This window comes from Actinoplanes sp. KI2 (genome assembly GCF_025630775.1).
Lineage (GTDB): Bacteria > Actinomycetota > Actinomycetes > Mycobacteriales > Micromonosporaceae > Actinoplanes.
Map to the genome: position 1 here is coordinate 84,154 of NZ_JAOSZE010000033.1, position 26,885 is coordinate 111,038.

General features: G+C 71.4%; 23 protein-coding genes. 15 read left to right on the forward strand and 8 right to left on the reverse strand.

All coding sequences use genetic code 11. The annotated features are described in order from the left end of the window. Positions 1-19: 19 nt before the first annotated feature. The 3 genes from ODJ79_RS31505 to ODJ79_RS31515 form a co-directional block, all read right to left on the reverse strand. The gene (locus tag ODJ79_RS31505) at positions 20-1,882 is read right to left on the reverse strand and encodes a MinD/ParA family protein (protein ID WP_411267388.1); all 1,863 of its coding nucleotides are present in this window, start codon (positions 1,880-1,882) and stop codon (positions 20-22) included. A gap of 333 nt (positions 1,883-2,215) precedes the next feature. Continuing rightward, a complete protein-coding gene (locus tag ODJ79_RS31510; protein WP_263027261.1) occupies positions 2,216-3,163 on the reverse strand; it encodes a hypothetical protein in 948 nt (315 codons plus the stop codon). Beyond that, positions 3,163-4,455, reverse strand: a complete 1,293-nt coding sequence (locus ODJ79_RS31515) for an adenylosuccinate synthase (RefSeq protein ID WP_263027262.1) — start codon at positions 4,453-4,455, stop codon at positions 3,163-3,165. Before ODJ79_RS31515 ends, ODJ79_RS31510 begins: the two co-directional genes overlap by 1 nt. A gap of 111 nt (positions 4,456-4,566) precedes the next feature. Between ODJ79_RS31515 and purD the strand changes: the two genes are divergently transcribed. Further along, positions 4,567-5,808: a phosphoribosylamine--glycine ligase gene (gene purD / locus ODJ79_RS31520; protein ID WP_263027263.1), complete on the forward strand. Its 1,242-nt coding sequence runs from the start codon at positions 4,567-4,569 to the stop codon at positions 5,806-5,808. Here the strand turns inward: purD and ODJ79_RS31525 are convergent. Next, positions 5,798-6,382 (reverse strand): hypothetical protein, encoded by a 585-nt coding sequence (locus tag ODJ79_RS31525; RefSeq protein WP_263027264.1) that lies wholly within the window; start codon positions 6,380-6,382, stop codon positions 5,798-5,800. The two genes, purD and ODJ79_RS31525, sit on opposite strands and share 11 nt — an antisense overlap. A gap of 139 nt (positions 6,383-6,521) precedes the next feature. On the opposite strand from ODJ79_RS31525, the gene ODJ79_RS31530 reads away from it, so the two are divergent. Continuing rightward, on the forward strand, positions 6,522-7,682 hold the full coding sequence (locus tag ODJ79_RS31530) for a sensor histidine kinase (protein WP_263027265.1): 1,161 nt from the start codon (positions 6,522-6,524) through the stop codon (positions 7,680-7,682). Beyond that, a complete protein-coding gene (locus ODJ79_RS31535; RefSeq protein ID WP_263027266.1) occupies positions 7,679-8,329 on the forward strand; it encodes a response regulator in 651 nt (216 codons plus the stop codon). Before ODJ79_RS31530 ends, ODJ79_RS31535 begins: the two co-directional genes overlap by 4 nt. Positions 8,330-8,389: 60 nt before the next feature. Here the strand turns inward: ODJ79_RS31535 and ODJ79_RS31540 are convergent, their stop codons facing one another. Further along, positions 8,390-8,842 carry an SCP2 sterol-binding domain-containing protein gene (locus ODJ79_RS31540; protein WP_263027267.1) on the reverse strand — a complete coding sequence of 151 codons (453 nt, stop codon included), beginning with the start codon at positions 8,840-8,842 and terminating at the stop codon, positions 8,390-8,392. Positions 8,843-8,973: 131 nt separating this feature from the next. Between ODJ79_RS31540 and ODJ79_RS31545 the strand changes: the two genes are divergently transcribed. From ODJ79_RS31545 to purL, 6 genes are all read left to right on the forward strand, one after another. Continuing rightward, positions 8,974-9,525: an ArsR/SmtB family transcription factor gene (locus ODJ79_RS31545; RefSeq protein ID WP_263027268.1), complete on the forward strand. Its 552-nt coding sequence runs from the start codon at positions 8,974-8,976 to the stop codon at positions 9,523-9,525. Beyond that, positions 9,522-10,865, forward strand: a complete 1,344-nt coding sequence (locus tag ODJ79_RS31550; protein WP_263027269.1) for an MFS transporter — start codon at positions 9,522-9,524, stop codon at positions 10,863-10,865. Before ODJ79_RS31545 ends, ODJ79_RS31550 begins: the two co-directional genes overlap by 4 nt. Further along, positions 10,862-12,283 (forward strand): adenylosuccinate lyase, encoded by a 1,422-nt coding sequence (gene purB / locus ODJ79_RS31555; protein WP_263027270.1) that lies wholly within the window; start codon positions 10,862-10,864, stop codon positions 12,281-12,283. Before ODJ79_RS31550 ends, purB begins: the two co-directional genes overlap by 4 nt. 471 nt (positions 12,284-12,754) lie before the next feature. Next, entirely contained in the window at positions 12,755-13,009 is a 255-nt protein-coding gene (gene purS, locus ODJ79_RS31560; protein WP_263027271.1) for a phosphoribosylformylglycinamidine synthase subunit PurS, read from the forward strand. Further along, complete coding sequence (gene purQ / locus ODJ79_RS31565; RefSeq protein WP_263027302.1) at positions 13,006-13,713, forward strand: phosphoribosylformylglycinamidine synthase subunit PurQ; 708 nt, start codon at positions 13,006-13,008, stop codon at positions 13,711-13,713. Before purS ends, purQ begins: the two co-directional genes overlap by 4 nt. A gap of 2 nt (positions 13,714-13,715) precedes the next feature. Next, positions 13,716-16,310 carry a phosphoribosylformylglycinamidine synthase subunit PurL gene (gene purL / locus ODJ79_RS31570; RefSeq protein ID WP_263027272.1) on the forward strand — a complete coding sequence of 865 codons (2,595 nt, stop codon included), beginning with the start codon at positions 13,716-13,718 and terminating at the stop codon, positions 16,308-16,310. A 118-nt stretch (positions 16,311-16,428) separates the two neighbouring features. Here purL and ODJ79_RS31575 read toward each other — a convergent pair whose 3' ends face one another. Then, on the reverse strand, positions 16,429-18,330 hold the full coding sequence (locus ODJ79_RS31575) for a carboxypeptidase-like regulatory domain-containing protein (protein WP_263027273.1): 1,902 nt from the start codon (positions 18,328-18,330) through the stop codon (positions 16,429-16,431). A gap of 160 nt (positions 18,331-18,490) precedes the next feature. On the opposite strand from ODJ79_RS31575, the gene ODJ79_RS31580 reads away from it, so the two are divergent. The 5 genes from ODJ79_RS31580 (at position 18,491) to amcA (ending at position 23,188) form a co-directional block, all read left to right on the forward strand. Continuing rightward, positions 18,491-18,865, forward strand: coding sequence for a sterol carrier family protein (locus tag ODJ79_RS31580; protein WP_263027274.1), 375 nt, complete (start codon positions 18,491-18,493; stop codon positions 18,863-18,865). A gap of 103 nt (positions 18,866-18,968) precedes the next feature. Further along, positions 18,969-20,570 carry an amidophosphoribosyltransferase gene (gene purF / locus ODJ79_RS31585; RefSeq protein WP_263027275.1) on the forward strand — a complete coding sequence of 534 codons (1,602 nt, stop codon included), beginning with the start codon at positions 18,969-18,971 and terminating at the stop codon, positions 20,568-20,570. Positions 20,571-20,604: 34 nt separating this feature from the next. Continuing rightward, a complete protein-coding gene (gene purM, locus ODJ79_RS31590) occupies positions 20,605-21,753 on the forward strand; it encodes a phosphoribosylformylglycinamidine cyclo-ligase (RefSeq protein WP_263027276.1) in 1,149 nt (382 codons plus the stop codon). 132 nt (positions 21,754-21,885) lie between these two features. After that, complete coding sequence (gene amcB / locus ODJ79_RS31595) at positions 21,886-22,989, forward strand: cyclophane-forming radical SAM peptide maturase AmcB (RefSeq protein WP_317620719.1); 1,104 nt, start codon at positions 21,886-21,888, stop codon at positions 22,987-22,989. Then, complete coding sequence (amcA, locus tag ODJ79_RS31600; RefSeq protein WP_263027278.1) at positions 22,958-23,188, forward strand: multiple cyclophane-containing RiPP AmcA; 231 nt, start codon at positions 22,958-22,960, stop codon at positions 23,186-23,188. Before amcB ends, amcA begins: the two co-directional genes overlap by 32 nt. A 987-nt stretch (positions 23,189-24,175) precedes the next feature. Here amcA and ODJ79_RS31605 read toward each other — a convergent pair. After that, complete coding sequence (locus ODJ79_RS31605) at positions 24,176-24,388, reverse strand: DUF3073 domain-containing protein (RefSeq protein WP_030438447.1); 213 nt, start codon at positions 24,386-24,388, stop codon at positions 24,176-24,178. Between the two features lie 227 nt (positions 24,389-24,615). Further along, positions 24,616-25,695: a Glu/Leu/Phe/Val family dehydrogenase gene (locus ODJ79_RS31610; RefSeq protein ID WP_263027279.1), complete on the reverse strand. Its 1,080-nt coding sequence runs from the start codon at positions 25,693-25,695 to the stop codon at positions 24,616-24,618. A 180-nt stretch (positions 25,696-25,875) separates the two neighbouring features. Between ODJ79_RS31610 and ODJ79_RS31615 the strand changes: the two genes are divergently transcribed. Beyond that, positions 25,876-26,715, forward strand: a complete 840-nt coding sequence (locus tag ODJ79_RS31615) for a hypothetical protein (RefSeq protein ID WP_263027280.1) — start codon at positions 25,876-25,878, stop codon at positions 26,713-26,715. Positions 26,716-26,885: the final 170 nt, after the last annotated feature.

Below are 26,885 nucleotides of genomic sequence, written 5' to 3' on the forward strand. Positions count from 1 at the left end.
TTCCCGCCCGCCGAGGGGCCTACAGCCCCTCGGCCACCGCGGCGGCGATCTTCAGCCAGGCGTCCTTGGTGTTGGCCGACAGTTGGCCGTAGCGCAGCGGCTCGCCCGAGTCGATCAGCTTCTCGTACGGCGCCATCACCACCGCCCGGGTCCGCGCCGCGAAGTGTCGCTGGATCGCCGGCAGGTCGATGTCCTTGCGGGTCGGCGGCATGGTCACCACCGAGATGGCCTGGCGGACCAGCCGCTGGCGACCGCTCTGCTCGAGATGGTCGAGCATCCGGGCGGCGGTCTCGGCCGAGTCGTTACGGGCCGACATGGTGATCACCAGCTGGTCGGTGGCGTCGATCGCGGCCTGCCAGTTCTGCGCCCGCACGTTGTTGCCGGTGTCCACGAAGATCAGCTTGTAGAATCGGCTGACGATCTCGCGAATCTCGGCGAACGCGCCGGCCGTCAGCATCTCGCCGGACATCGCGGACTCGTCCGAGGCGAGCACGTCGAACATGCCCTCGCCCTGGGCCCGCACGTACTGCGAGAGATCGCCGACCCGGCCGTGCGCACCCCGGAACAGATGCAGGTCGCGCATCATGTCGCGGACGGTACGGGCGTGGAAGTCCTGCTGGGCGCGCATGCCGAGGGTGCCCTGGGTCTCGTTGTTGTCCCAGGCCAGCACGTAACCGCCGCGCTTCTGGCCGAACGTCATGGCCAGCAACAGCACCGCCACGGTCTTACCGGCGCCGCCCTTCGGGTTGACGATGGTCACCTGGCGCAGCCCGCCGAAGTTGCGGCGGACCATCTCGACGTCCTGCTTGTACTCCTGCTCGCGCTTGCCCGGGGCGAGCTTGACCAGGCCCATCGCGGTCTTGTTGAGGATCGCGCGGGCGCCCATCGAGGCGGTCGGCTCGGCCGGTTTGGCCAGGCGGCGGCGGGCGAACTCCTCGGCCGTGGGGGTGCCGTCGGAGATCCAGGGCAGGTCCCGGAACGGGTCGACCGGCGGCGGGGCCGGGTGCTGCGGCGGCGCCGGGGCGTGCTGAGCCTGCGGCGGGAGGGCGCGCGGGTCCATGGTCGGCGGGTACGGGCCGGGCGGGGGCGGCGGCGCGGGGGCGTGCTGGGCCGGCGGCGGCATCTGCGGCGGCGGGGGCACCGAGCCCTGCGGCGGGACCGGACCGTGCGGCGGCACCGGACCGTGGGGCGGCACCGGACCGTGGGGCGGCACCGAGCCGTGGGGCGGCGGGACCGAGCCGTGGGGTGGCGGGACCGAGCCGTGGGGTGGCGGGACCGAGCCGTGGGGTGGCGGGACCGAGCCGTGGGGTGGCGGGACCGAGCCGTGGGGTGGCGGGACCGAGCCGTGGGGTGGCGGGACCGAGCCGTGAGGCGGCACCGGGCCCTGGGCCGGCGGCGCGGCGCCCTGCGGACCCGGGCGGTAGATCGCGCCCTCCGAGGGTTCGGCGGCCGGCGAGTGCGGGGCCGGGGCAGGCGGCTGCTGCTCGGGGCGGACCGTGCCGGGGACCGAGACCGAGGCGGACGCGCGGGCCGGCGGCGGGAGCGGGGCGGTCGCGGGCCGCTGCGGCGGCTGTGACCAGGGCGAATCCGGGCCGGTCTGCGCGCCGTTGCCAGTGGTGGGCGCGGCTGGTGCGTTGTCGCCGGAGGCGGTGGCGGCTGGTACGTCGCTGCCCGAGGTGGGCGCGGCCGGAGCGTCGTTGCCGCCCGAGTGCGCCACCGGCGGCTGCTCGCCGGCCGGCTGCGGGGTCGGCGGCCGCTCGAGGTTGGGCCACGGCTGGGTCGGTGGCGGCTGGGTCGGTGGCGGCTGGGTCGGTGGCGGCTGGGTCGGTGGCGGCTGGGTCGGTGGCGGCTGAGTGGGGAACGGCTGAGCCGGCGGCGCCATCGGCGGGCGCGGTACCGGGATGTGCGTCACCGGCGGAGGCAGGGGCACCGCCGGCGGGGGCGCCGGCACCGGACGATCCGGGCGATACACCCCCGGGTTGCCGGGCACGCCCTGCGGGACGGGCGGCGGGACCGGGCGCGGCGGGACCGCTACCGGCCGGCCGTGCACGGGCGCCTCGACCTCGTCGGGGTCCCACAGGGGTTCCACGTCCCGGTCGGGGGGCGTGGGGTTCGTCCCTGGGACGTAGACGCGGTCGGCGTGCTCGTCCTCCACGGATGGGCCCTCCCCGAACTGTCGTACTTCAGTACTACTTCTTCAGACTCGCACAGTAGGTCAGGTCGCGTACACCGCCCAGGCCCCGGCCTCGGTCCACCAGGAGCGCTTGCGACCGGTCGACCCGCCGACGCCGTCGTCGAGGAACTGCACCTCGCCGTCGCGAGGCCGCACCGAGACCGCGCGGCCGCGGGCGCGACGCACCTCCACCTGAACCTTCGTCCCGCGGAAGCGCTGCTTGATGATTTTCGGCACGGCCACCGCCACCTCGACCCGGCCGTCGGTCGGGTCGCCGTCGGCCAGCAGCCGCAGGCCGTCGAACTCGGCGTAGCCGCCGCCGTTGCCGATCACGCAGGCCAGGATCTGGTCCTCGCCGTCGGAGAGGACCGTGTCGTCCACCTCCACCCGGCCGCGCCACGGCACCGCGCGGCCGTCGTCGTCCGCACCGCCCAGCAGCGCGCCGTCCAGGGTCACCGAGCCGGCGTCGTTGCGCAGCAGGTCCACGCGCCGAACCTGGCCGGCGAGCACCGCCGCGGCGACCGCCGCCGGGGTGCGCGGCAGGCCGAGCTGGGCCGCCAGGTCGGTGGTGTTCGACACGTCGAGCGGCAGGAGGGCCACCGCGGGGAGATCCGGCACCGTGCGATCGGCCGCGAGGTCCGCCGGGCGTTTGCTGGGTGGCGGAGCGTACCGCCGAACCAGCCGGCGCAGGACGGCGCGCAACTGGCCGTCGACCGCGGTGGCGACCACCAGCCGGGCCTTGGTGTCCGGGTCGGGCCAGGTCAGGCCGTCCGGGCGCGGCTCGCCGTCGAAGCGGGCGAGGACCGCGTCGATCTCTGCGTCGGAGCCGGCGAGGACGGTCTCGACCCGCGCGCCCTGCGCGGTGAGGGCCTCGGCGCACTGGAGAACCGGCACGCGCGGGGTCGCGCAGGACGAGCCGCAGCCCCCGCAGCCGCCGCCGCAGGAGTCGCCGGCGCCCTCGGTCAGGCTCAGGATGACGACGTCGTACATCAGGCGTCGCCCAGCACCGAGTGGCGCTCGATGACGGCCTCCCGGCCCGGGCCCACGCCGACGATCGAGACCCGCGCGCCGAGCCGCTGCTCGACGAACTCGACGAAGCGCTGCGCGTCCTTCGGGAGCTCGTCGAACGTACGGCAGCCGGAGATGTCCTGTTTCCAGCCGGGGAGCGTCTCGTAGATCGGGATCGCGTGATGGAAGTCGGTCTGATTGATCGGCATCTCGTCGTGCCGGACGCCGTTCACGTCGTAGGCCACGCAGACCGGGATCTCGTCCAGTCCGTCGTAATTGTCCAACTTGGTCAGCGCGAAGTCGGTGACCCCGTTGATCCGTTGTGCGTAGCGGCCGATCACCAGGTCGAGCCAGCCGATCCGGCGCGGGCGGCCGGTGGTCGTGCCGTACTCGTGGCCGACCTCGCGCAGGTAGTCGCCGAACTTGTCGTGCAACTCGGTCGGGAACGGGCCCTCGCCCACCCGGCTGGTGAACGCCTTGAGCACCGCGACCACCCGGTCGATCCGGGTCGGCGGGATGCCCGAGCCGGTGCAGGCGCCGCCGGCCGTCGCGTTCGAGCTGGTCACGAACGGGTACGTGCCGTGGTCCACATCCAGCAGCGTGGCCTGGCCGGCCTCGCACAGCACGACCTTGCCGGCGTCGAGCGCCTCGGTGAGCTCGAGCGCGGTGTCCCCGACGTACGGGCGGAGGCGGTCGACGTACGACAGCAGCTCCTTCACCACGTCCTCGGGCTTCACCGCCTGGCGGTTGTAGATCTTCGACAGCACCTGGTTTTTGAAGGAGAGGGCGGCCTCCACCTTCTGCCGGAGGATCGACTCGTCGAAGAGGTCCTGGATGCGGACGCCCATCCGGTTCATCTTGTCGGCGTAGGTCGGGCCGATGCCGCGGCCGGTCGTGCCGATCCGGCGAGCGCCGAGATACCGCTCGGAGACCTTGTCGAGCGAGCGGTTGTACGACGGGATGACGTGCGCGTTGGCGCTGATCCGCAGGCGGGACGTGTCGATGCCGCGGGCCTCGAGGCCGTCGATCTCCTGGAACAGCACCGCGAGGTCGACCACCACGCCGTTGCCGATCACCGGGGTCACGCCGGGGGTCAGGATGCCGCTGGGGAGCAGGTGGAGGGCGTATTTCTCGCCGTTGATCACCACCGTGTGGCCGGCGTTGTTGCCGCCGTTGAACTTGACGACGTAGTCGAGCCGATCGCCCAGCAGGTCAGTGGCCTTGCCCTTGCCCTCGTCGCCCCACTGGGCGCCGACCAACACGATTACCGGCACTTCTTCTCCTGTACACGCCGCGTACTCGGCGATGCCCGGGTACTGCCGAAGTTTACGCGACCGACCTGCGGTGCGACGTGCGGAAGGAGGCCGCCGGTAGGATCGGCGGACGTGCGCGTACTTCTGATCGGATCCGGCGGGCGGGAACACGCTCTCGCCGTGGGCCTCGCCGCTGACCCGTCCGTCGACTTTCTCGCCGCCGCCCCCGGCAATCCGGGCATCGGGCAGGCCGCGACCCTCTACCCGGTCGAGGCGACCGACCCGGCCGCGGTGGCCGCGCTCGCCGTCGAACTCTCCGCCGACCTGGTCGTGGTCGGTCCCGAGGCGCCACTGGTGGCCGGGGTGGCCGACGCGGTGCGGGCCAAGGGGATCGCCTGCTTCGGGCCGAGCGGCGCGGCGGCGCAGCTCGAGGGGTCGAAGGCGTTCGCGAAGGACGTGATGGCGGCGGCCGGGGTGCCGACCGCTCGCTCGTACGCGTGCACCGATCCCGACTCGGTGGACCGCGCGCTCGCCGACCTCGGCGCGCCGTACGTGGTCAAGAACGACGGGCTCGCGGCCGGCAAGGGTGTGGTGGTCACCACCTCCCTGGACGAGGCGCGCCGGCATGCCGCCGATTGCGGAAAAGTCGTGATCGAGGAGTATTTGTCGGGTCCGGAGGTCTCGCTCTTCGTGGCCACCGACGGCACGGCGGCGGTGCCGCTGATGCCGGCCCAGGACTTCAAGCGGCTCGCCGACAACGACCAGGGGCCGAACACGGGCGGCATGGGTGCGTACGCGCCGCTGCCGTGGGCGCCGGCCGACCTGGTGCCGCGGGTGATGCGCGAGACGGTCGAGCCGACGCTGGCCGAGATGCGCAAACGGGGCACGCCGTTCGCCGGGTTGCTCTACGTCGGACTGGCGCTCACCCCCGACGGGCCGAAGGTCATCGAGTTCAACGCCCGCTTCGGCGACCCGGAGACCCAGGTCGTGCTGGCCCTGCTGGCGACGCCGCTGGCCGGCCTGCTGCAGGCGGCGGCGACCGGGAAGCTGGCCGAGCACCCGCCGCTGCGCTGGCACGACGGCTCGGCGGTCACGGTCGTGGTGGCCAGCAAGAACTACCCCGCCACGCCCCGCACCGGCGACGTCATCACCGGCGCCGAGGTGCCCGGGGTGATCCATGCCGGGACGGCCCGCCGCGCCGACGGCGCCCTCATCTCGGCCGGCGGCCGGGTGCTCAGCGTGACCGCGACCGGCCCGGATCTGGCGTCGGCCCGGGATGCTGCCTACGCGCTGGTCGACGGCGTACGCCTCGACGGCGCCCAGTACCGCACGGACATCGCGCTGGGCGCGGTCGAGGGCCGGATCACGCTCTGACCAGCTCGTTCTCGTTCTCGCTGACTCGCAGCAGGGCGAGGGACAGCCATCCGACCGCGACGGAGCCGATCACCAGGCCGGACAGGTAGATCGGCTCCGGTACCGAGGTGCGCAGGGCTGCGGCGGTCAGCCCGAGCACGTAGAGCGCCACGGCCGGGCGCGGGAAGATCGCGGCGCGCCACGAGGCGGCGCCGAAGAGCAGGACGCCGACCAGGAAGACCAGGGCAACCACCAGGAAGTACGGGCGGCCGGGGCCGGTCAGGGTCTGTTCGCGAGTGGCGGCGTCCTGGAACTGCAAGACGGCGTGGGTGAGGAACTCGATCGCGAACAGGCCGGTCAGGCCCAACTGGTTGAGGACGTAGCCGGCCAGCCCGAGGCGGCCGGCCTCGCGACGCTGGCGCAGGTAGAGCGCGGTCAGGGTGAACAGCAGCAGGGCCGACGCGGGCGGGGCGAGGGCGTGGGTCAGCGGGTTCTCCGGCACCAGGCCGGCGCGACGGGTGGCGGCGAAGAGGGTCAGCGCTGCGCCGAGCAGGCCGGCCCAGGCGGCGAGGCGGTAGAGGGTTCTCTCAGACATGCCGACAACGTCCCCTTCGGACGGGTCACGTCGACAGTGCCGGGCGGCCGACTTTGCCCGATAACGGCACATGACCTTTGGCCAGACTTTCGGTCGATGACCTGGGCTTCGCCACCGGCACCCGCATAGCCTGGCGAACATGGTTGTTCCGCTGCGGTGGATGGCCTCGGTGCTCTATGCCGCCGTTCTGGTCACCGGGGTCTACTACGCGCTCGCGGGCCTGGCGCCCGACTGGTCGACCGCCGCGCTGATGGTCTTCGTGGCCACGCTGATCGCCCTGCTCGGGCTCGAGCAGGTGGCGCGGCGGCACGCCACCGAGCGGCGGTGGGCGATCGGCCTGCTGATCGTCCGGATGGTGCTGTTCGAGGTGGCCACCGCGACCGACAAGGCGGGCTTCGCCCGGGTGCTCTACGTCCTGGTGCCGTTCTTCGCGTACTTCTCGCTCGGGCGGCGGTGGAGCATCGGCCTGGCCGGTGCCTATCTGGTGGCGGGCGTGGTGCGAGCGTCGTTCACGCCGTCCTGGTGGACCGATCCGGAGATCGTTTCGGACCTGCTGATGTTCTTCATCGGAATGTTGCTGTCGGTGGTGACCGCGGCGGTCGCGGCCGAGCAGCAACGCAGCCGGGAACGGGCCGAGCGGCTGGTCGGCGAGCTGAGCGCGTCGCAGCGCCGGCTGGCCGACTATGCCGGGCGGGTGGCCGAGCTGAGCGCGGCGACCGAGCGCAACCGGCTGGCCCGCGACATCCACGACAGCGTCGGCCACCACCTGACCGCGATCAGCGTGCAGCTGGCCAAGGCGGAGGCCTTCCGGGAGCGCGATCCGGCGGTGGCCGACCGCGCCGTCGGCGACGCACGCCGGGCGGCGGGCCGGGCGCTTCAGGAGGTACGCGAGTCGGTGGGCACCCTGCGCGCGTCGCCGTTCGGACTCACCACCGCGATCGCCGCGCTCGCCGACGGGCTCGACGACGCCGGCTTCCGGGTGTCGCTGGAGTTCAGCGGCAGCGAGGCGGGGCACGGGCGACCGGAACGGGAGGCGCTCTACCGGGTGGCGCAGGAGGCGCTGACCAACGCGCGCCGGCACGCGGGCGCCGACCTGGTACGGGTGGCGCTGCGTTTCGGGCCGGCGGCGACGCTCGAGGTCTGCGACAACGGGCGTGGCTTCACGCTCGGCGAGGTCGGCGCCGGCAGTGGCTTGGCCGGCATGCGGGAGCGGCTGGCCGCGCTGGGCGGGACCTTTCTCGTCGACTCGACGCCGGGTCACGGGACCCGGGTCACCGCGAGCATCCCGGGTGAGCGATGAGCGACGGGCCGGTTCGCGTGCTGGTGGCCGACGATCAGGCGCTGATCCGGGAGGGGATCGCGTCGCTGCTCGGGATCGAGCCGGGTATCGAGGTGGTCGGCACGGCGGCGGACGGGCGGGAGGCGATCGAGCTCGCCGTGGCCCGCGGCGCCGACGTGGTGCTGATGGACGTGCGGATGCCGGTGCTCGACGGGCTGCAGGCGGCCGAGACGCTGCGGGAACGGTTGCCGGGGTGCCGGGTGCTGATGCTGACGACCTTCGACGACGAGCAGTACGTGCTGCGTGCGCTGCGGGCCGGTACCGGCGGCTATCTCCTGAAGGACCTGCCGGCCCGGGAGTTGGCGCAGGCGGTGCGGCTGGCGCACGCGGGCGTCGACCAGCACGACACGGCGGCGATCCGGCGGCTGGCCGCGGTGCTCGAGCGGGACGTCCCGGGTGGCGGCGAGCCGCCGCGGCTCGACCTCACCGAGCGGGAGCATGACGTGTTGCGGCTGGTCGCGCGGGGCGCGACGAACCGGGAGATCGCGCGGGAGCTGTTCGTGAGCGAGGGCACCGTGAAGAACCACGTGTCGCACATCCTCGGCCGGCTCGGCCTGCGCGATCGCACCCAGGCCGCGATCTACGCGCGCGACCACGGCCTGCTCTGAAACGTGGGACGCGGAGACGCGAAAGGGCCGTCCGACGTGGACGGCCCCGCAGCGAACGCCTCAGGCCTTCGGGATGTCGAAGAGCTTGGCCACGTTGGCGGCCAGGCCGAGGTCGCCCTTTGCCTTGATCTTGCCGGTCATGAACATCATCATCGGGTTGCCGTCGCCCGAGACGATCTTGAGGAACGTGACCGCGTCCATGGTCATGGCGAGCTTGGGGTCGCGGGCCGGCTGGTTGGTGACCGTGCAGGCGCCGTTCTCGATCACGGTCTCGTAGGTGTCGCTGCCGCCGTCGGCCGCGCCCGAGATGATCCAGTGGATGACGGCCGAGGTGCCGCCGGCCTTCTCGGCGCGGAACAGGGTAGGCATCCGGTTGAAGACCTCGTCGAGGATCTTCGTGCGCGCGTCGCCGGACATGACCTCGGCGATCTGCGAGTCCGGCGTCGTCTTGACGAGCTGAGCGAACTCCTTCGGGCCGATCGAGGAGAGCGACTCGGGGTTGAAATCAGTCATCGGTGGACCTTTCGGTATCTACGCTGTACCTACTCGTCAGTAACCCTAGCGACAATGCCGCTTCATCGTGCAGTGTGCCACTCCCAAATGAATGTTGGACAGTCGGCACGCGGATCTCTAGACTCCCAAATATGTCTTTGGGGGATGGGCGCGAGGCGGAGTCGACGGCCGCGCTGCGTGCCATGGCTCATCCGCTCCGCCTGCGGATGATGTCGCTGCTGACGGCCGCGCCGATGACCGCGGCCGAGGTGGCCCGCGAGCTCGGGCTGACCCACGCGAACGCCAGCTATCACCTGCGCAACCTGCTCGCCGGCGGCCTGATCCTGATCGATGGCGAGGAAAAGATTCGCGGCGGCGTCGCCAAGCGTTATCGCTACGACGCGGGACACGATCTCGATCAGCAGAGCAGGCGCGGCCCCAAGCCCGACGAGCAGGTGCGGATCGAGTACGCCGCACTGGCCCACGAGCTGATCCGCCGTACCCGGCACGCGAGCTTTTCGGCCGGTCCCAAGCTGCTCGTCGACGCGGAGCTGTGGGTCGACCCGGAGAAGTGGGCGGAGCTGCGGCAACGGGTCGGCGACGCGTTGCTTGAGCTGCACCGGGTCGCCCGGCCGCCGCGTACGCCGGGCACGATCCGCACGAGCACGACGGCTGCGATGTTTCCCATGGGGGATGAGGCATGAGCGCCCTCGCGCCGCTGCGGTACCGGGGGTTCCGCTATCTGCTGGCCGGGCGGGCGGTCAACGCGCTCGGCAACGCGTTCGCGCCGATCGCGCTCGCCTTCGCCGTCCTCGACCTCACCGGTTCGGCCACCGACCTGGGCTTCGTGGTCGGCGCCCGCACCCTGGTCAACGTGGCCTTCCTGCTCTTCGGGGGCGTGCTCGCCGACCGGATGCCGAAGAGCCTGCTGATGATCGGCTCGAGCGTGGCGGCGGCGCTCACCCAGGGCGTCGTGGCCGGGCTGGTGCTGACCCACGCCGCGACGATCCCGCTGCTGGTCGGGCTCGCGGCGATCAACGGCATGGTGGCCGCGCTGGCCCAGCCGGCGAGCGCCTCGGTGGTGCCGCAGACCGTGCCCGCCGACGTACGGCAGCAGGCCAACGCCCTCGTCCGGATCTTCCTGAACGGCGCCGCGGTCCTCGGCGCGCCGGTGGCCGGCATCGTGGTGGCGGCGGTCGGACCGGGCGTGGGCATCGCGGTGGACGCGGCGACGTTCGCGCTCGCGGCGGTCTGCTTCGCCGGTCTGGGTGCGGCCGTCGCCGTGCGGCCGGGCGGGCCGGCGGAAAGCCTGGGAGAGCCCGGACTGGTGTCCGAGGCGGCCGCTCTTGGTGCGCCCGAGGTGGCCCTCGGCGTACCGGATGGGGAAGCGCAACCCAGCGCGCCACCGCGACCGAACGTCCTCGCCGACCTGCGGGCCGGGTGGTCGGAGTTCCGCTCGCGGACCTGGCTGTGGGTGGTTGTGGCCGGCGCGGCTCTGGGCAACCTGGGCTGGGGTGCGTTCCTGGTGCTCGGGCCGGTGGTCGCCGACCAGACCTTCGGACGCCAGGCATGGGGCTTCGTGCTGGCCGCGCAGACCGCCGGGATGATCGTCGGCGGCCTGGTGGCGATGCGGCTGCGGATGCGGCGCCTGCTCTTCTTCGGCACGGTATGCCTGCTGCCGTTCGGCGTCCCGCTCCTGCTGCTCGGCCTGTATCCGCACGTCTGGCTGCTGATCGCGGGTGGGCTCGTGGCGGGACTGGGGCTCGAGCAGTTCAGCGTCGCGTGGGACACCACGATGCAGGAGCACGTGCCGCCCGAGAAGCTGGCCCGGGTCTACTCGTACGACATGGTCGGGTCGTTCGTGGCGATCCCGATCGGCGAGGTGGCGGTCGGGCCGATCGCGCAGGTGGCTGGGCAGGAGGCGACGCTGATCGGCGCCGGCGTGCTCATGATGATCTCGGTCGTTGCCATGCTGAGCAGCCGGGACGTGCGCACGCTGCGGCACAAGCTGCCGGAGCGGGCCGTGGAAGAATCGCTCGCGTGACGATCCCGAACGTACTGGCCGCCCGATACGCCTCCGCCGAGCTCACCGCCCTCTGGTCCCCGGAGGAGAAGATCCGGATGGAGCGGCGGCTCTGGCTCGCCGTGCTGCGCGCCCAGCGCGATCTGGGCGTCGCGGTGCCCGAGGGTGCGATCGAGGCGTACGAGGCGGTGCTCGACCGGGTCGACCTGGCCTCGATCGCGGCCCGCGAGCGGGTCACCCGGCACGACGTGAAGGCACGGATCGAGGAGTTCGGCGCGCTCGCCGGCTTCGAGCAGATCCATAAGGGGATGACCTCACGTGACCTCACCGAGAACGTGGAGCAGTTGCAGATCCGGGCGTCGCTCGAGCTGATCCGTGAGCGGGTGGTGAGCGCGCTGGCCCGGCTGGCCGAGCGCGCGGTGGAGTATTCGGATCTCGTGCTGACCGGCCGGTCGCACAACGTGGCGGCGCAGGCCACCACGCTCGGCAAGCGGTTCGCCTCGGCGGCGGAGGAGCTGCTGATCGCGTACGAGCGGCTGGACGACCTGATCGGGCGCTACCCGCTCCGCGGGATCAAGGGCCCGGTCGGCACCGCCGCCGACCTGCTCGACCTGCTCGACGGCGACTTCGAGGCGCTCGCCACGCTGGAGCAGCGGGTGGCCGGCCACCTCGGCTTCAACCGGGTGCTCAGCAGCGTCGGCCAGGTCTACCCGCGCTCGCTCGACTTCGACGTGGTCGCGGCCCTCGCCCAGGTGGTCGCCGGGCCGTCGTCGCTGGCCACCACGATCCGGCTGATGGTCGGGCAGGAGCTGGTCACCGAGGGTTTCAAGCCGGGCCAGGTGGGCTCGTCGGCGATGCCGCACAAGATGAACACGCGCTCGTCCGAGCGGGTCAACGGGCTCGCCGTGATCGTTCGCGGCTACCTCTCGATGGTCGGCGAGCTGGCCGGCGACCAGTGGAACGAGGGCGACGTCTCCTGCTCGGTGGTGCGCCGGGTCGCGCTGCCGGACGCGTTCTTCGCCGCCGACGGCCTGTTCCAGACGTTCCTCACGGTGCTCGACGAGTTCGGCGCCTACCCCGCGGTGATCGCCCGCGAGCTCGACCGGTTCCTGCCGTTCCTGGCCACCACCAAGATCCTGGTGGCCGCCGTCCGCAAGGGCGTCGGGCGGGAGACGGCGCATGAGGTGATCAAGGAGCACGCCGTGGCGGTGGCGCTCGCCATGCGGGAGAAGGGCGCGGCGGTCAACGACCTCTTCGACCGGCTGGCCACCGACGGGCGGCTGCGGCTGAGCAGGGCGGAGATCGACACGCTGGTAGCGGACCGGGCGGCCTTCGTGGGGGCGGCGCCCTCGCAGGTGCGCGCGGTGGCCGACCGGGTCGCGGCGATCGTGGCGGCGCATCCCGGGGCCGCGCGGTACGCGCCCGCGCCCATCCTCTGATCGCGCGGCTCTCGATAGCGGCGCTCTGTGATGGCGCGGCTCTCGATAGCGGCGCTCTGTGATCGCGCGGCTCTCGATAGCGGCGCTCTGTGATCGCGCCGCTCTCGACAGCTGCGCTCCGTGATCGCGCCGCCGAGGCGCGGCGGAGCTCGACCCTCACGTCGCGCCTCGGCGGAACTCGCTCGAATCCTCCGGACCGGCGACAGCGGGGGCGCCGTCGCCGGCCTTTCCGGAGATCGATGTCACGACCGTAGGCGGCCGCGCGCCCTCCGCCAACACCTCGGATCGCCCATATCACCGTGTGATGACCCGGCCTTCAGTTGAAGCTTCCATCGACCGCGTGGTCGAGATCACCTCCGAGATTGCCTGCTCAGCGCCGCTGACGTCGCGTCGCCGACACCGGCCGATGGGTCCGTCACGGGCTTCACAAGGTAGGCTGCCCGTGCTTACACCTATCAGTCAGGAGTGCCCGTGGCTCGCGTCGTGGTCGACGTCATGCTGAAGCCGGAAATCCTCGATCCGCAGGGCCAGGCGGTGGCCAACGCGCTGCCCCGGCTCGGTGTCTCCGATGTCGCCTCCGTCCGCATCGGCCGGCGGATCGAGATCGAGTTCGCCGGCGAGGCCGATCTCGAGCGCGCCCGCGAGATCGCGGACAAGCTGCTCGCCAACCCCGTGATCGAGGACTTCACCGTCCGGCTCGACACCGCTGCGGCCGAGGTCGCCTGACCATGCGCATCGGTGTGGTCACCTTCCCTGGCTCGCTCGACGACGGGGACGCGGCCCGCGCCGCGCGCATCGCCGGCGCCGAGGCCGTCCGCCTCTGGCACGGCGAACCCGACCTGCACGGCGTCGATGCCGTGGTGCTGCCCGGCGGCTTCTCCTACGGCGACTACCTGCGCTGCGGCGCGATCGCCCGGTTCGCCCCGGCCATGGAGTCGATCATCGACGCGGCCCGCGGCGGCCTGCCGGTGCTCGGCATCTGCAACGGCTTCCAGATTCTCTGCGAGGCGCACCTGCTTCCCGGCGCGCTCACCCGCAACCAGCACCTGCACTTCCGCAACCGCGACCAGCACCTGCGCGTCGAGTCCACCGGCACCGCCTGGACCAACGGCTTCACCCCGGGCCAAGAACTGGTGATCCCGGTGAAGAACGGCGAGGGCTGCTACGTCGCCGACGAGCGGACCCTGGACGCGCTCGAGGCCGAGGGCCGGGTCGTCGCCCGCTACATCCGCGGCAACCCGAACGGCTCGCAGCGCGACATCGCCGCGATCACCAATGAGGCCGGCAACGTCGTCGGCATCATGCCGCACCCGGAACACGCGGTGGAGGAGCTGACCGGCCCGTCGCTGGACGGCCTCGGCTTCTTCACCTCCGTCCTGCGTGCCCTGGCCGGGGCGTCCGCGGGCGGACAGGACGCAGGGGGACAGTAAGAATGACGACGCAGCCGGAAAAATCAACCGGCTTCGCCGCGACCGATGTGCTCGTCAACGAGTTCGATGGCGGGCCAGACACGGTTCAGCGGGCGCTGAGCACGGCGGACGAGCTACAGCCGCACACCGAGCTCGGCCTCAAGGACGACGAGTATGAGCGGATCCGGCAGATCCTCGGGCGGCGGCCGACCGCCTCCGAGCTGGCGATGTACTCGATCATGTGGAGCGAGCACTGCTCGTACAAGTCGAGCAAGGTGCACCTGCGGCAGTTCGGTGAGAAGGCGCCGCCGAACACCCGGATGCTGGCCGGCATCGGCGAGAACGCCGGCGTCGTGCAGATCTCCGACGATCTCGCGGTGACCTTCAAGGTGGAGTCGCACAACCATCCGAGCTTCGTCGAGCCGTACCAGGGCGCGGCGACCGGCGTCGGCGGCATCGTGCGCGACATCCTCGCCATGGGTGCCCGGCCGATCGCGGTCATGGACCCGCTGCGGTTCGGCGCGGCCGACCACCCGGACACCGCTCGGGTGCTGCCCGGCGTGGTGGCCGGCATCGGCGGCTACGGCAACTGCCTGGGCCTGCCGAACATCGGCGGCGAGATCGTCTTCGACCCGACCTATCAGGGCAACCCGCTGGTCAACGCGCTGAGCATCGGCGTGCTGCCGGTCGCCCGCCTGCAGCACAAGGAGGCCGCGGGCGTCGGCAACGTCGTGGTTCTCCTCGGCGCGCGTACGGGTCGGGACGGCATCGGCGGCGTCTCCGTGCTGGCCTCCGCGACCTTCGACGAGGAGGCCGAGCAGCGCCGCCCGTCGGTGCAGGTCGGCGACCCGTTCATGGAGAAGCTGCTGATCGAGAGCTGCCTCGAGCTGTACGACGCCGGCCTGGTCGCCGGCATCCAGGACCTCGGCGGCGCCGGCCTGACCTGCGCGCTCACCGAGACCGCGGCCGCGGCCGGCACCGGCATGCGGGTCTGGCTCGAGCGGGTGCCGCTGCGCGAGGCCTCGATGTCGCCCACCGAGATCCTGGCCAGCGAGTCGCAGGAGCGGATGCTCCTGATCGTCACCCCGGAGAACCTGCCGGCCGTGCTGGCCGTCGCCGAGAAGTGGGGCGTCTGGGCCACCGCGATCGGCGAGGTCACCCCGGCCGAGGCGGACGGCTCGCCCGGCCGTCTGGTGATCAGCTGGAACGAGCACGTCGTGGTGGACGTGCCGCCCGGCTCGCTCGCCGACGACGGCCCGGTCTACGCCCGGCCGATCCGCGAGCCCGCCGACCTGATACTGCTGCAGGCCGACAAGGCCGAGACGCTGCCGCGGCCGGTCAACGGGGACGAACTGCGCGAGACGGTGCTGCGGATGGTCGGCTCGCCGAACCTCTGCGACAAGACCTGGGTCACCGAGCAGTACGACCGGTACGTGCTCGGCAACACCGTGCTGGCCCAGCCCGAGGACTCCGGCGTGCTGCGCATCGACGAGCGCACCGGTCTCGGCGTGGCGCTGTCGGTGGACGGCAACGGGCGGTTCGCGCGGCTCGACCCGTACGAGGGGGCTCGGCTCGCGCTGGCGGAGGCGTTCCGGAACGTGGCGGTCACCGGCGCCGAGCCGGTGGCGGTCACCGACTGCCTGAACTTCGGCTCGCCCGAGGACCCGGCCGTGATGTGGCAGTTCGCCGAGGCCGTCCGCGGTCTCGCCGACGGTTGCCAGCAGCTGGGCACCCCGGTGACCGGCGGCAACGTCAGCTTCTACAACCAGACCGGCGCGGCGGCGATCCACCCGACCCCGGTGGTCGGCGTGCTCGGCGTCTTCGACGACGTGTCCCGGCGGATCCCGATGGGCTTCGCGAAGCTGACCGGCGACGGCGACCAGATCTTCCTGCTCGGCGAGACGGCCTGCGAGCTGTCCGGCTCGGAGTGGGCGTGGGTCACCCACGGCCATCTCGGCGGCCGGCCGCCCAAGGTCGACCTGGCGCGCGAGCAGCGGCTCGGCGCGCTGATGTCGCGGGCCTCGCAGGTCGGGCACGTCAGCGCCGCGCACGACCTCTCCGACGGCGGTCTCGCCCAGGCGCTGGTCGAGAGCTGTCTGCGGCACGACGTCGGCGCCCGGATCGCGCTGCCCGACGATGGCACCACCTCGTTCGTCTACCTGTTCAGCGAGTCGGCCGGCCGGGCGCTGGTCGCGGTGCCCCGCGGGCGCGACAAGGCGTTCGTGGCGCTCGCCGCCGAGTACGGCGTGCCGTGCACGCCGATCGGCATGACCACCCGGGACGCCGTGCTCGAGGTGCGGGACGAGTTCAGCATTCCGCTGCCGGAGCTGCGCGAGGCCTGGTCGTCGACGCTGCCGCGGCTGTTCGGCGGCACGGCGGAGATCGCCGGCCGGATCGGCGACCCGGAGCACGTGGCCGACCCGTCGACCGCGTCCGGCGACCGTGGTGTCGCGGCGCCGGCGGTGTCGCCGGCCGTGTCCGCGACTTCGGCGGCGTCGGCAGTCGAGGCGGCGGCGCCGGTCGACGCGGACGGCGGGTCGGCGGCCGCGCCGCTCTCCGTCGAGCTGGAGATCTCCGAGCAGGAGGGCACCCCGCCCGGCGGGTCGTCCGAAGACTGATCCACAACCGACGGTAAAGCCGGTCAGCGTCCACGCTGACCGGCTTTCGTCGTTCTTTGGTAAAGCAGATCGGCCCCGCATCGTCAGACGCGGGGCCGATCTGCACTGCTACCGGTTTCTAGCCGTCCCAGTCGGACGAACGGCGCTGGCCGGGGTGCGACGGCTGGGCCTGACCGCGGCGGCTCGGCTGCTCGTTGTAGCCGCCCCGCTGGTCGTCGTAGCCGCCCTGGTCGTAACCGCCCTGGTCGTAGCTGCCGCCGCCGTACTGCTGGCCGCCACCGTACTGCTGGCCGCCACCGTAAGCGCCGCCCTGGTCGTAGCCGCCCTGGTCGTACTGGCCGCCGCCGTAGGCACCGCCGCCGCCGGAACCGTAACCGCCGCGCTGGTCGCCGTAGCCGTCCTGGTCGTAACCGTCCTGGTCGTAGCCACCGTTGCCGCCGTACTGGCCCCCGCCGTACTGCTGGCCGCCGTCGTACTGACCGGTGCCGCCGCCGTACTGGCCGCCGCCGTACTGCTGGCCGCCGTTGCCGCCGTACTGGCCGCCGCGCTGGTCGTACTCGTCGTAGCCGCCCTGGTCGGCCTCCGGCCGGTACATGCCGGTGGGCTCGTCGTACCGCTGGGTGCCGCCGCCGTACTGGCCGCCGCCGGCCGGGGCCGCCGCCGCGCCGTAGGTGCCGCCGCCGTAGCCCTGGTCCTGCCCGCGGCCGTACTGGGCGGGCTCCTCGTACTGGGTGGGCTCCCCGTACTGGTTGCCGCCGCCGTACTGCTGCGTGCCGCCGCCGTACGCGGGCTGCGGGTCGTCCCAGCCGCCGCCGTACTGGTTGCCGCCGCCCTGCCGCGGGACCGGTGCGCCGTACGGGTCGGGGAACTCGTCCTCGACCGGCCGGTGAAGCATGGTCGGCGCGTCGGACATCGAGGACGCATCGGGTCGCGACGTCACCATCGTCGGGCTCGCACCCGCGCCCATCGGCGAAGCCACCCGGGTCGCGTCGTTGAACCGGCCCTGGCTCGGCGGCACCATGCCACCACCGCCGCCCATCGCGGTCGGGTCGTCGTCCGGCCCGTTGCCGCCGTTCTTGCGTCGCATCAGGACCAGCACGATCGCGCCCACGCCGCCGGCCACCAGCAGGCCGCCGAGGATGAGCAGCAGCTTCGAGCTGAAGCTGCTGCTCTGGCTGGCCGGGGCCGTCTTGGTGGTGGTGTCGGCCGCCGCGGTGTCGCCGGTGGTCGGGTCGTCGGTGGCCGGGTCGTCGGTCGCCTCGAGGCTGGCGGCGGCCGACACCGTCGCCGACGGGGTGGCCGTCGCGGTGGCCGCCACCGGCTTCAGGATCAGCGATACGGTGACGCTCTTGCCCGCCGAGGCTTGGACCGACGCCGTGGCGGTGGCGTAGCCGTCCTTCCGGGCGCCCACCGAGACGTTGCCGGGCGTGATCGGCTGCGAGTCCGAGGAGTTGAACGAGTACCCGCCGGAGCCGTTCGTGGTCGTCGAGTACGAGTGGCCGGCGTCGTCCTTCATCGCGACGTCCGCGCCCGGAATCGGCTTGTTGTCCTGGTCGCGGACCTTGCCGGAGACCGACGTGACGGTCTGCGGCTTGTCCGGACCCTTCACGTTGACCGAGGCGCTTTTCTCACCCGGGTTCTCGCCCTGGACGGTCGCGCGGACGGTGATGTTGATGCTCTTGGTCGCGCCGGCCTCGACCGTCGGCGCGGTCAACTGCGCCGTGAAGGTCTTGTCCTGGCCGGTGATCGTGGAGATCTGACCGCAGCCGCTGTTGCACCTCATGTCGCCGCTGTCGATCTCGATCGTGACCGGGACCGTGTCGTTCCCGTTGCCACCGACCGTGCGCACCGTGTACTGCATCGTCACCTGGCCGCCGGATACCACATCGGTCGGCAGTCCGGTGATCTGCACGCGAGGTGGGTCGGCCAGCGCCACCGCGGGTGCGACGGCCAGGCCGCCGACGACAACCGCCAGTAACGCACCGGCTTGGGCCCATCGGGCTCCTAGGTGCGTTGTCACGTCCACCGCCTTCCGGTCGCACGGTCTTCCCGGACTGTCCTTGGGTGCCGGTTACGTCCCGCGACTAAAAACACCGTCGGCCACTATGCCTTGTCGCACGCCCATTGCGCGACCCAGGGGCGCGTACCAATCTCGGCAGGTCGGGTCGTATCGTCCCGACGTGTCCCCTGCGCACAATAAATCCGAGTCCGTGAAACAGGCGTTGGACGCGCTGGATCAAGGCGTGGAACCCGAGCGTACGGTCCTGCGTGACGCTGTGCGAGCACTGCTGGCCGAGTTGTCCCGTCGAGCACCTGGCCGTTCGGTGGAGGTGCGAGTTCCACCTTTCGGTGCGATTCAGTGTGTCGCCGGTCCCCGGCACACCCGCGGCACACCCCCCAATGTGGTCGAAACTGACCCGGTCACCTGGGTGCTGGTCGCCACGGAGCGTGTGAGCTGGGCGGATGCGCTGCGTGACGGACGCCTGCGGGCGAGCGGCATCCGCACCGATCTCACGGAATTTCTGCCGCTGGGCGCCGAGCCTCCACCGGGCTGAGCCCGAGCCGACGCCCGCGGCCTCGCGTACACTTGGCGATCGGAGCGGACCAGCGGTTTCGAGCAGCTGAGTTCCGTTTGGAGACGATCACAGGGAGCGACAGGTGCCCCGAGGCGACGGCCGGTTGACCGACGATCTCGACCCCCAGGAGCGCGGCCCCCAGGATGCCTGCGGCGTCTTCGGCGTCTGGGCGCCCGAGGAAGAGGTAGCCAAACTTACCTATTTCGGGCTCTTCGCTCTCCAGCACCGCGGGCAGGAGGCGGCCGGCATCGCGGTGAGTGACGGCTCGGGAGTGGTGGTCTACAAGGACCTCGGCCTCGTCTCGCAGGTCTTCGACGAGCCCACGCTGGCGAGCCTGCGCGGCCACCTGGCCATCGGGCACACGCGGTACTCCACGACCGGCGGCTCGAACTGGGAAAATGCCCAGCCCACCATCCGTGCCACCACGGCCGGCACGACGATCGCCCTGGCGCACAACGGCAACTTGGTCAACACGGCCGAGCTCGCCCGCGAGGTCGCCGAGCGAGGCCTCGAGGCGGGGGGTTCGTCCGAGATCGGCGCCACCAGCGACACCGCCCTGGTGACCACCCTGCTGGCCGGCCGCCCCGATCTGTCGGTCGAGGCCGCGGCGCTCGAGGTGCTGCCGCGGCTGCGGGGCGCCTTCAGCTTCGTCTTCATGGACGAGAACACGCTGTACGCGGCGCGCGACCCGCAGGGCGTACGCCCGCTGGTGCTCGGCCGGATGGAACGCGGCTGGGTGATCGCCAGCGAGACGGCGGCCCTCGACATCGTCGGCGCCAGCTTCGTGCGCGAGGTCGAGCCCGGCGAGATGCTGGCGGTCGACGAGCACGGCCTGCGATCCAACCGGTTCGCCGCGCCCGAGCCCAAGGGCTGCCTTTTCGAGTACGTGTACCTGGCCCGCCCCGACACCACGATCGCCGGCCGGAACATGTATTCGGCTCGCGTCGAGATCGGCCGCCGGCTGGCCAAGGAGCACTCGGTCGAGGCCGACCTGGTCATCCCGGTGCCCGAGTCGGGCACACCGGCCGCGATCGGGTACGCGGAGGCCTCCGGCATCCCGTACAGCGCCGGGCTCACCAAGAACGCGTACGTCGGGCGGACCTTCATCCAGCCCTCGCAGACCATCCGCCAGCTGGGCATCCGGCTCAAGCTGAACCCGTTGCGCGAGGTGGTCCGCGGCAAGCGCCTGGTCGTGGTCGACGACTCGATCGTCCGCGGCAACACGCAGCGCGCCCTGGTGCGGATGCTGCGCGAGGCCGGCGCCCTCGAGGTGCACGTGCGCATCTCCTCGCCGCCGGTCCAATGGCCCTGCTTCTACGGCATCGACTTCGCCACCCGCGCCGAGCTGATCGCGAACGGGTTGGAGATCGACGGGATCCGGCGCTCGATCGGCGCCGACTCCCTGGGTTATGTTTCCCTGGACGGCCTGGTGCAGGCGACCGAGCAGCCGAAGTCGCGCCTCTGCATGGCGTGCTTCGACGGGCGGTACCCGATCGAGCTGCCGGCCGGCAACCTGATCGGCAAGCACCTGCTCGAGGGCGTCGGCAAGCGGGCGTCGATGCCGTCCGCGTCCGCCGAGGCGGCCACCGCGGCGGTGGCCGAGCTCGAGGCGGAGTACGACGACCGGGCGGCATCTCGCCTGGTCAGCAGTCCGGGCGGCAGCAACGCCCTGCAGCACCCGTGATCTTCACAAACCGCGTAGCTCCAAGGAGAAAACCGTGACCCACGTGTCCGAGCGCAACAGTGCCGGATCCAACGGCGCCGAAGGCGATCGCCGGCCCTGGACGGCGGGTTCCGGCCGAGGCGCTCGCAAGCGGTCGGTCACGTACGCGGAGGCCGGCGTCTCGATCGAGGCCGGCGACCGCGCCGTGGAACTGCTCAAGTCGAAGGTCAAGAAGACCACCCGGCCCGAGGTGATGGGCGATCTGGGCGGTTTCTCCGGCCTGTTCCGGCTGAACACGCAGAAGTACAAGAGCCCGATCCTGGCCTCGTCGACCGACGGCGTCGGCACCAAGCTGGTCATCGCCCAGCAGCTCGACATCCACGACACGATCGGCATCGATCTGGTCGCCATGGTCGTCGACGACCTGGTGGCGTGCGGGGCCGAGCCGCTGTTCCTGCTCGACTACATCGCCTGTGGCGAGGTCGTGCCGGACAAGGTCGCCGAGATCGGCGCGGGCATCGCCGACGGCTGCCGGTACGCGGGCTGCGCCCTGCTCGGCGGCGAGACGGCCGAGCACCCCGGGGTGCTGCGCCCCGACGAGTACGACGTGTCCGCGACCGGCGTCGGCGTGGTCGAGGAGAGCGAGATCCTCGGCAAGGAGCGGGTCGAGGTGGGCGACGCGGTGATCGCGATGCGGTCGTCCGGCCTGCACTCGAACGGTTACTCCCTGGTCCGGCACGTGCTGCTGGGCGCCGGCCGGATGCGGCTCGACTCGGTCGTCGACGACTTCGGCACGCAGCGCACCCTCGGCGAGGAGTTGCTTACCCCCACCAAGATCTACGCGAAGGACTGCCTGGGCCTCATCGAGGAGACCGAGGTCCGCGCGTTCTCGCACGTCACCGGCGGCGGCATCCCGGGCAACCTGGTGCGCGTGCTGCCCGAGCACGTCGACGCGGTGGTCGACCGCTCGACCTGGCGGCCCCAGCCCATCTTCGACCTCATCCAGGCCAAAGGCCGGATCGAGGACACCGAGATGGAGGCCACGTTCAACATGGGCGTGGGCATGTTCGCGGTCGTCTCCTCCGACGACGCCGACCGTGCGATGGCCTACCTGACCGGCCGGGGCGTCGAAGCCTGGCAGGTCGGCGAGATCATCGACGGCACCGGTGAGGTGCAGATGATGGGTCAGTACACCCGCGGCTGACCGATTCGATGGAAGAATCCGCGCGTGTCTATTTGTGACGCCCGCGGATCTTTCATGTACGGGCTGGATCGGGCGGCCTAGCCTCTAGGCGGACGCACGACGGGGGTGCACATGGCCGAAAAGTGGAGCGGGATGCGCGGAATCGCCGCCGTCCCGACCTACGTGGTGATGCAGCCCAACACGCTCTGCAATCTCGACTGTTCCTACTGTTACCTTCCGTTCCGCTCGACGGACCACCGGATGTCGGTCGCGGTGGCCGCCGCCGTCGCCGAGTCGGTGTCGCCCTTCGCCCGGGCCGGCCGGTTCTCGGTGGTGTGGCACGGCGGCGAGCCGCTGGCTACCGGGCGTGACCACCTGGCCGCGCTGCTCGCCCCGTTCGACCCGGCGGTCGAGCACCACGTGCAGACCAACGCGACGCTGATCGACGACGCCTGGTGCGAGTTCTTCGCCGAACACGACATCCGGGTCAGCGTCAGCGTGGACGGGCCGGAGGCGCGCAACGGGGAGCGGATCAACCGGGGCGGCAAACCCGCGTACGACCGGATTCTGCGCGGCATCGAAACGCTTCGCCGGCACCGGATCCCGTTCTCGGCGCTCTGCGTCGTCGGCGACCCGCGGCCGGGCATCGCCGCGGAGCTGTACGCGTACTTCCTCGACCTGGGCTGCGAAGTCCTCGGGATCAACGTCGAGGAGCGGGAGGGCGTGAACAATCGGGCCAACCGGCACGACGCCGCGGCGGTAACCGCGTTCTGGGCCGAGCTCGTCGGCGCCTGGCGGCAAGATCCGCGGATCCACCTGCGCGAGGTGGAGTGGTCGCTACGGTACGCGGGCGCGGTGCTCGACGGCACTGCCGACGAACTGCTGCCACGCCGCCTCGACCCCATCCCGACAATCGCGTACGACGGTTCGGTGGTGCTGCTCTCGCCCGAGCTGGCCGGCTTCCACGATCCCCGCTACGGCGACTTCACCAGTGGCAACGTGCTCAGCACGCCGCTGGGGGAGATCCTCGCCGGCGCCGCCGGGACGCCGTGGATCGCCGAGTTCCAGCGCGGGGTCGAGGCGTGCCGGGAAAGCTGCCCGTACTTCGGATTCTGCGGGGGCGCCCACGCCGCGAACCGCTACTTCGAACATGGCCGGTTCGACGTGACCGAGACCGACCACTGCCGCAACAGCAAGATTCGCCTATTGGAGGGAGTGCTGGACCATGCCCGAGATCACCAACCCACGGCAGTCTGAGGCTGTGCAGCCAGAAACCGTGGGAGTCGATCCGGTGACGGCACGGGTGCGAGACACCCGGGCCGGGTTGGCCGCCCTCATCGCGGAGGCGGAAGCGGCCCGGGAGAAGCGCGAAGAGAGCGACGGGTCTGCGGTGTGTGCTTGGAACCATTTTGAGAACATCCCGACGTTTTATAACTGGAACAATCGGCCGCGTTAGGTGGGCTGGTCCCGCGCGGGGTGCGGCTGGGTGAGCTGGTCTTGCGCCGGGTGCGGCTGGGTGAGCTGGTCTTGCGCGGGGCTTGGCTGGGTGGGTTGGTTTTGTGCGGGCTTGGCTGGGTGAGCTGGTCTTGCGGGGGGCCTTGGCTGGGTGGGTTGGTTTTGTGCGGGGCTTGGCTGGGTGGGCTGGTTTTGCGGGGGCTTGGCTGGGTGGGTTGGTTTTGCGCGGGGTGCGGCTGGGTGGGCTGGTCCCGTTCGGGGTGAGTTGGCGCTTTTGGGGTCCCGTGCGGCTGAGCTGGCTGGCTCCGCTTCGCTCCGCGGGCGATCGCCCCTTCGGGTGCTGATGAGGAGGCAGCCGATTTTCGGCACCGCAAACCCCGCGGCGACGAAAATCGGCTGCCTCCTCATCAGCGGGGCGATCGCGGTGGCTGGACTGGGCGGGAGTCACCGCAGGGACAAGGCTGCATCGGTCAGCTGACGTGGTGAGGGTCCCCGCAGGGACGAGGCAGCATCGGTCAGCTGACGTGGATGGGAGTCCCCGCAGGTATCGGGCAGCATCGGTCAGCTGACGTGGATGGGAGTCCCCGCAGGTATCGGGCAGCATCGGTCAGCTGGCGTGGTGAGGGTCCCCGCAGGTATCGGGCAGCATCGGTCAGCTGACGTGGTGGGAGTCCCCGCAGGAACAAGGCAGCGTCGGATGGCTGGCGTGGTGGGGGTTTCGCAGGGCGCGGCTGGCTGACTGGGCGGAAGTTGCCCGAGTTGTGGGTGGCGGCGGCCGGCTGGGCGCGGTACGAGTCGCGGCTGGATGTGGGCGAGCGGAAGCGCGCTGGGGGTTTGGCGGTTCGGAGGACACTGCGCCGGGGGCCGGCTTCGAAGCCCACGCGGGTGGCGAACCCGCGTGGGCTTCAGTGTTGTTTGAACCGTGGGAAGTTGACCGCGACACACGGGAGCACGCGGTCAGCCGCGTGCTCTGTGCAATACGGGTCAGTCAGCGCCTTGTTGGCGACCAGGAGTCCTGGTCGTCGTCCGCGTCGTCCTCGTCGTCGTCGACGAACTCATCGTTGTCGTCGTCGAAATGACGATCGGACTTACTGGCACCCGCCAGTTCGCGCTGCAAGGCGGTGAGGTCGGTGTTCGGGGAGTGATATTTCAACTCCCGGGCCACCTTCGTCTGCTTGGCCTTAGCACGGCCGCGCCCCATGGCTCGACCCCCTCGCACAGAATTCGGGGCAGCCCAAAGGCGGGCCCCGATGACGTCAGGCATCTCTCGTGGGTCTTACGGTACATGGACGATGCCGCCTTCGGCACCTCGGGTTGCGTGTGACACTGCCGCGCGTCGCCGGTTTTACACCGCGGAACGCGCGGCAGCCACTTCCACCGCACCGCTCGTTCCCCTAAACGGGACTAAACGGTTGTTCCGCCGGTATCTCAGCCGAGGTAGATCGTGCGCAGCCGGCCGACCTCGGCCATCCGCTGCTCGGCCAGGCGATCGGCCGCGACGGCGGGCGAGACACCCTCCTCGTCGGCGAGCGCGAGGATCCGCTTGGTGGTCTCGAAGATGCCGGTGGCGCGCAGCTTGGCCCGCTCGAAGTTGAAGCCCTCGATCTCGTCGGCCACCTGGATCACGCCGCCGGCGTTCACCACGTAGTCGGGTGCGTAGAGGATGCCTCGTTCGGCGAGTGCCTTCTCGATGCCGGGGTGGGCCAGCTGGTTGTTGGCGCCGCCGGTCACGACCCTGGCACGCAGGGCGTGGACGGTGTCGTCGTCCAGAGCGCCGCCGAGGGCGCAGGGCGCGTACACGTCGATCGCGGAGGTGATCAGCGCCTGCGTGTCGGGCACCAGCTCGATCTGCGGGTGCGCGGCGCGGGCCCAGGCCAGCGCGGCCTCGTTGACGTCGGTGGCGACCACCGTGGCGCCGTCGTCGATCAGGTGGCCGGCCAGGTATTTGCCGACCTTGCCGAGGCCGGCGATGCCGACCGTGCGGCCGCGCAGCGTCGGCGAGCCCCAGGTGTGCTCGGCGGCGGCGCGCATGCCCTGGAAGACGCCCCAGGCGGTCAGGATCGAGGAGTCGCCGGCCCCGCCGTGCTCGACGCTGCGGCCGGTCACGTAGCGGGTCTCGCGGGCGATGACGTCCATGTCCGGCACGTACGTGCCGACGTCGCAGGCGGTGTAGTAACGGCCGTGCAGCGACTCGACGAACCGGCCGTACGCGCGCAGCAGCGCCTCGGACTTGGTCCGGCCCGGGTCGCCCCAGATGACCGCCTTGCCGCCGCCCAGGTCGAGCCCGGCGAGAGCGTTTTTGTACGCCATGCCCTGGGACAGCTTGAGCACGTCGGCGAGGGCGTCCGCCTCGCTCGCGTACGGATAGAAGCGGGTGCCGCCGAGGGCCGGCCCGAGGGCCGTGGAATAGATTCCGATGATCGCCTTCAGACCGCTCTGCCGGTCTTGACAGAAGACGACCTGTTCGTGCCCGCTGGCGTCGGTGCCGTCGGTGTCGAACACGCCCATCGCTGCTCTCCTGATCTGGTCGTGGCCCTTGTGGGGCCGGTGCTCCGGCTGGGGTCTTGCCGGACATAGCGAGCGTAGTCGGACTGACTCGCAACGGGGTTGCAGCCGTGGGGCGGCTTAGTCCGTGATTACGCCCGCACGGGAAGTTCGCGGCGGCGAAATTCGTGAAAGGATCGCGCCGTGCCGTCACTGTTCGCGTCGTACCTTCGGGTTTACGAACCGCTGACCGCCTTCGACCGGGAGCGCCAGGTTTTCTGGCGCCGGTACGCCCGCGAGGGTCGTGCCCTGGGCCCGGTCGACGGCCCGGTCAAGCAGCGCACCGCCGTGCTCGAGGCGCTCGGCGCGGGGTGGACCCGCCTGCCCGACCTGCCCGACGAGGCGTACGTGCTGGAGTGGGGCGACACCCTGCTGGTCTGCCCATGGAACCTGCGCCTGCGGGTGGCCGAGGCGGCGCTGAACGCCCGGGACGGCGTGCCCAGCGTGCTGGCCGACGCGTTCGTGCCGCCGGTCCTGGCCGGCCAGGCCCGGGCGATCGTCGAGGACTGGCGCAGCGGGGCCAAGGTGCTCGAGCACGGCGTTCCCCGGGTGCACGAGCAGATCGCGACCTGGGGCGTACCACTGCGCTGGTTCGTCTTCATCGACCTGGACGAGCGGGAGATCGAGCTGGCCGCCGGCCGGCGCACGCTGCGTTACCGCACCGAGATCTCCAAGGCCCGCCGCCGGGCTCACCGCGGCGTCTCGGTGCTGCGCAAATCGCTGGGCGACGCGCCGATCACCGAGGCGGTCGAGGAGGGCACCCGCTGGCTGGAGGAGTTCCATCCCCGGTCGATCGTGGAGCTCGACTACGGCGGCCTCGTCAACCTCCTCCCGAATGACGACCTCGCCGAGGACGATTCCCCCGGACTCGTGGCAGCCGGACTTTCCGCCCTATCCCGGGGCGACGCGGACGCCGCCTCCGAGGCGTACGAGAAGCTCGTCGATCGATGGCGCAAGGTGCAGCTTCTGGAGCGCTGTAACTGACCCGCCAAAAGCGGACTTGTCCCGATAATGCGACGGCCGTGGGAACGCTCCCGAGGCGAATACTCTTCGTAATCACGGCTCGCCGAAGCGTGATAATCGGACTAAACGCGGCACTATCTGGCGTAGAAAACACGGAAAAATCGGGCATGCTTCATCCGTCTATCTGGGGA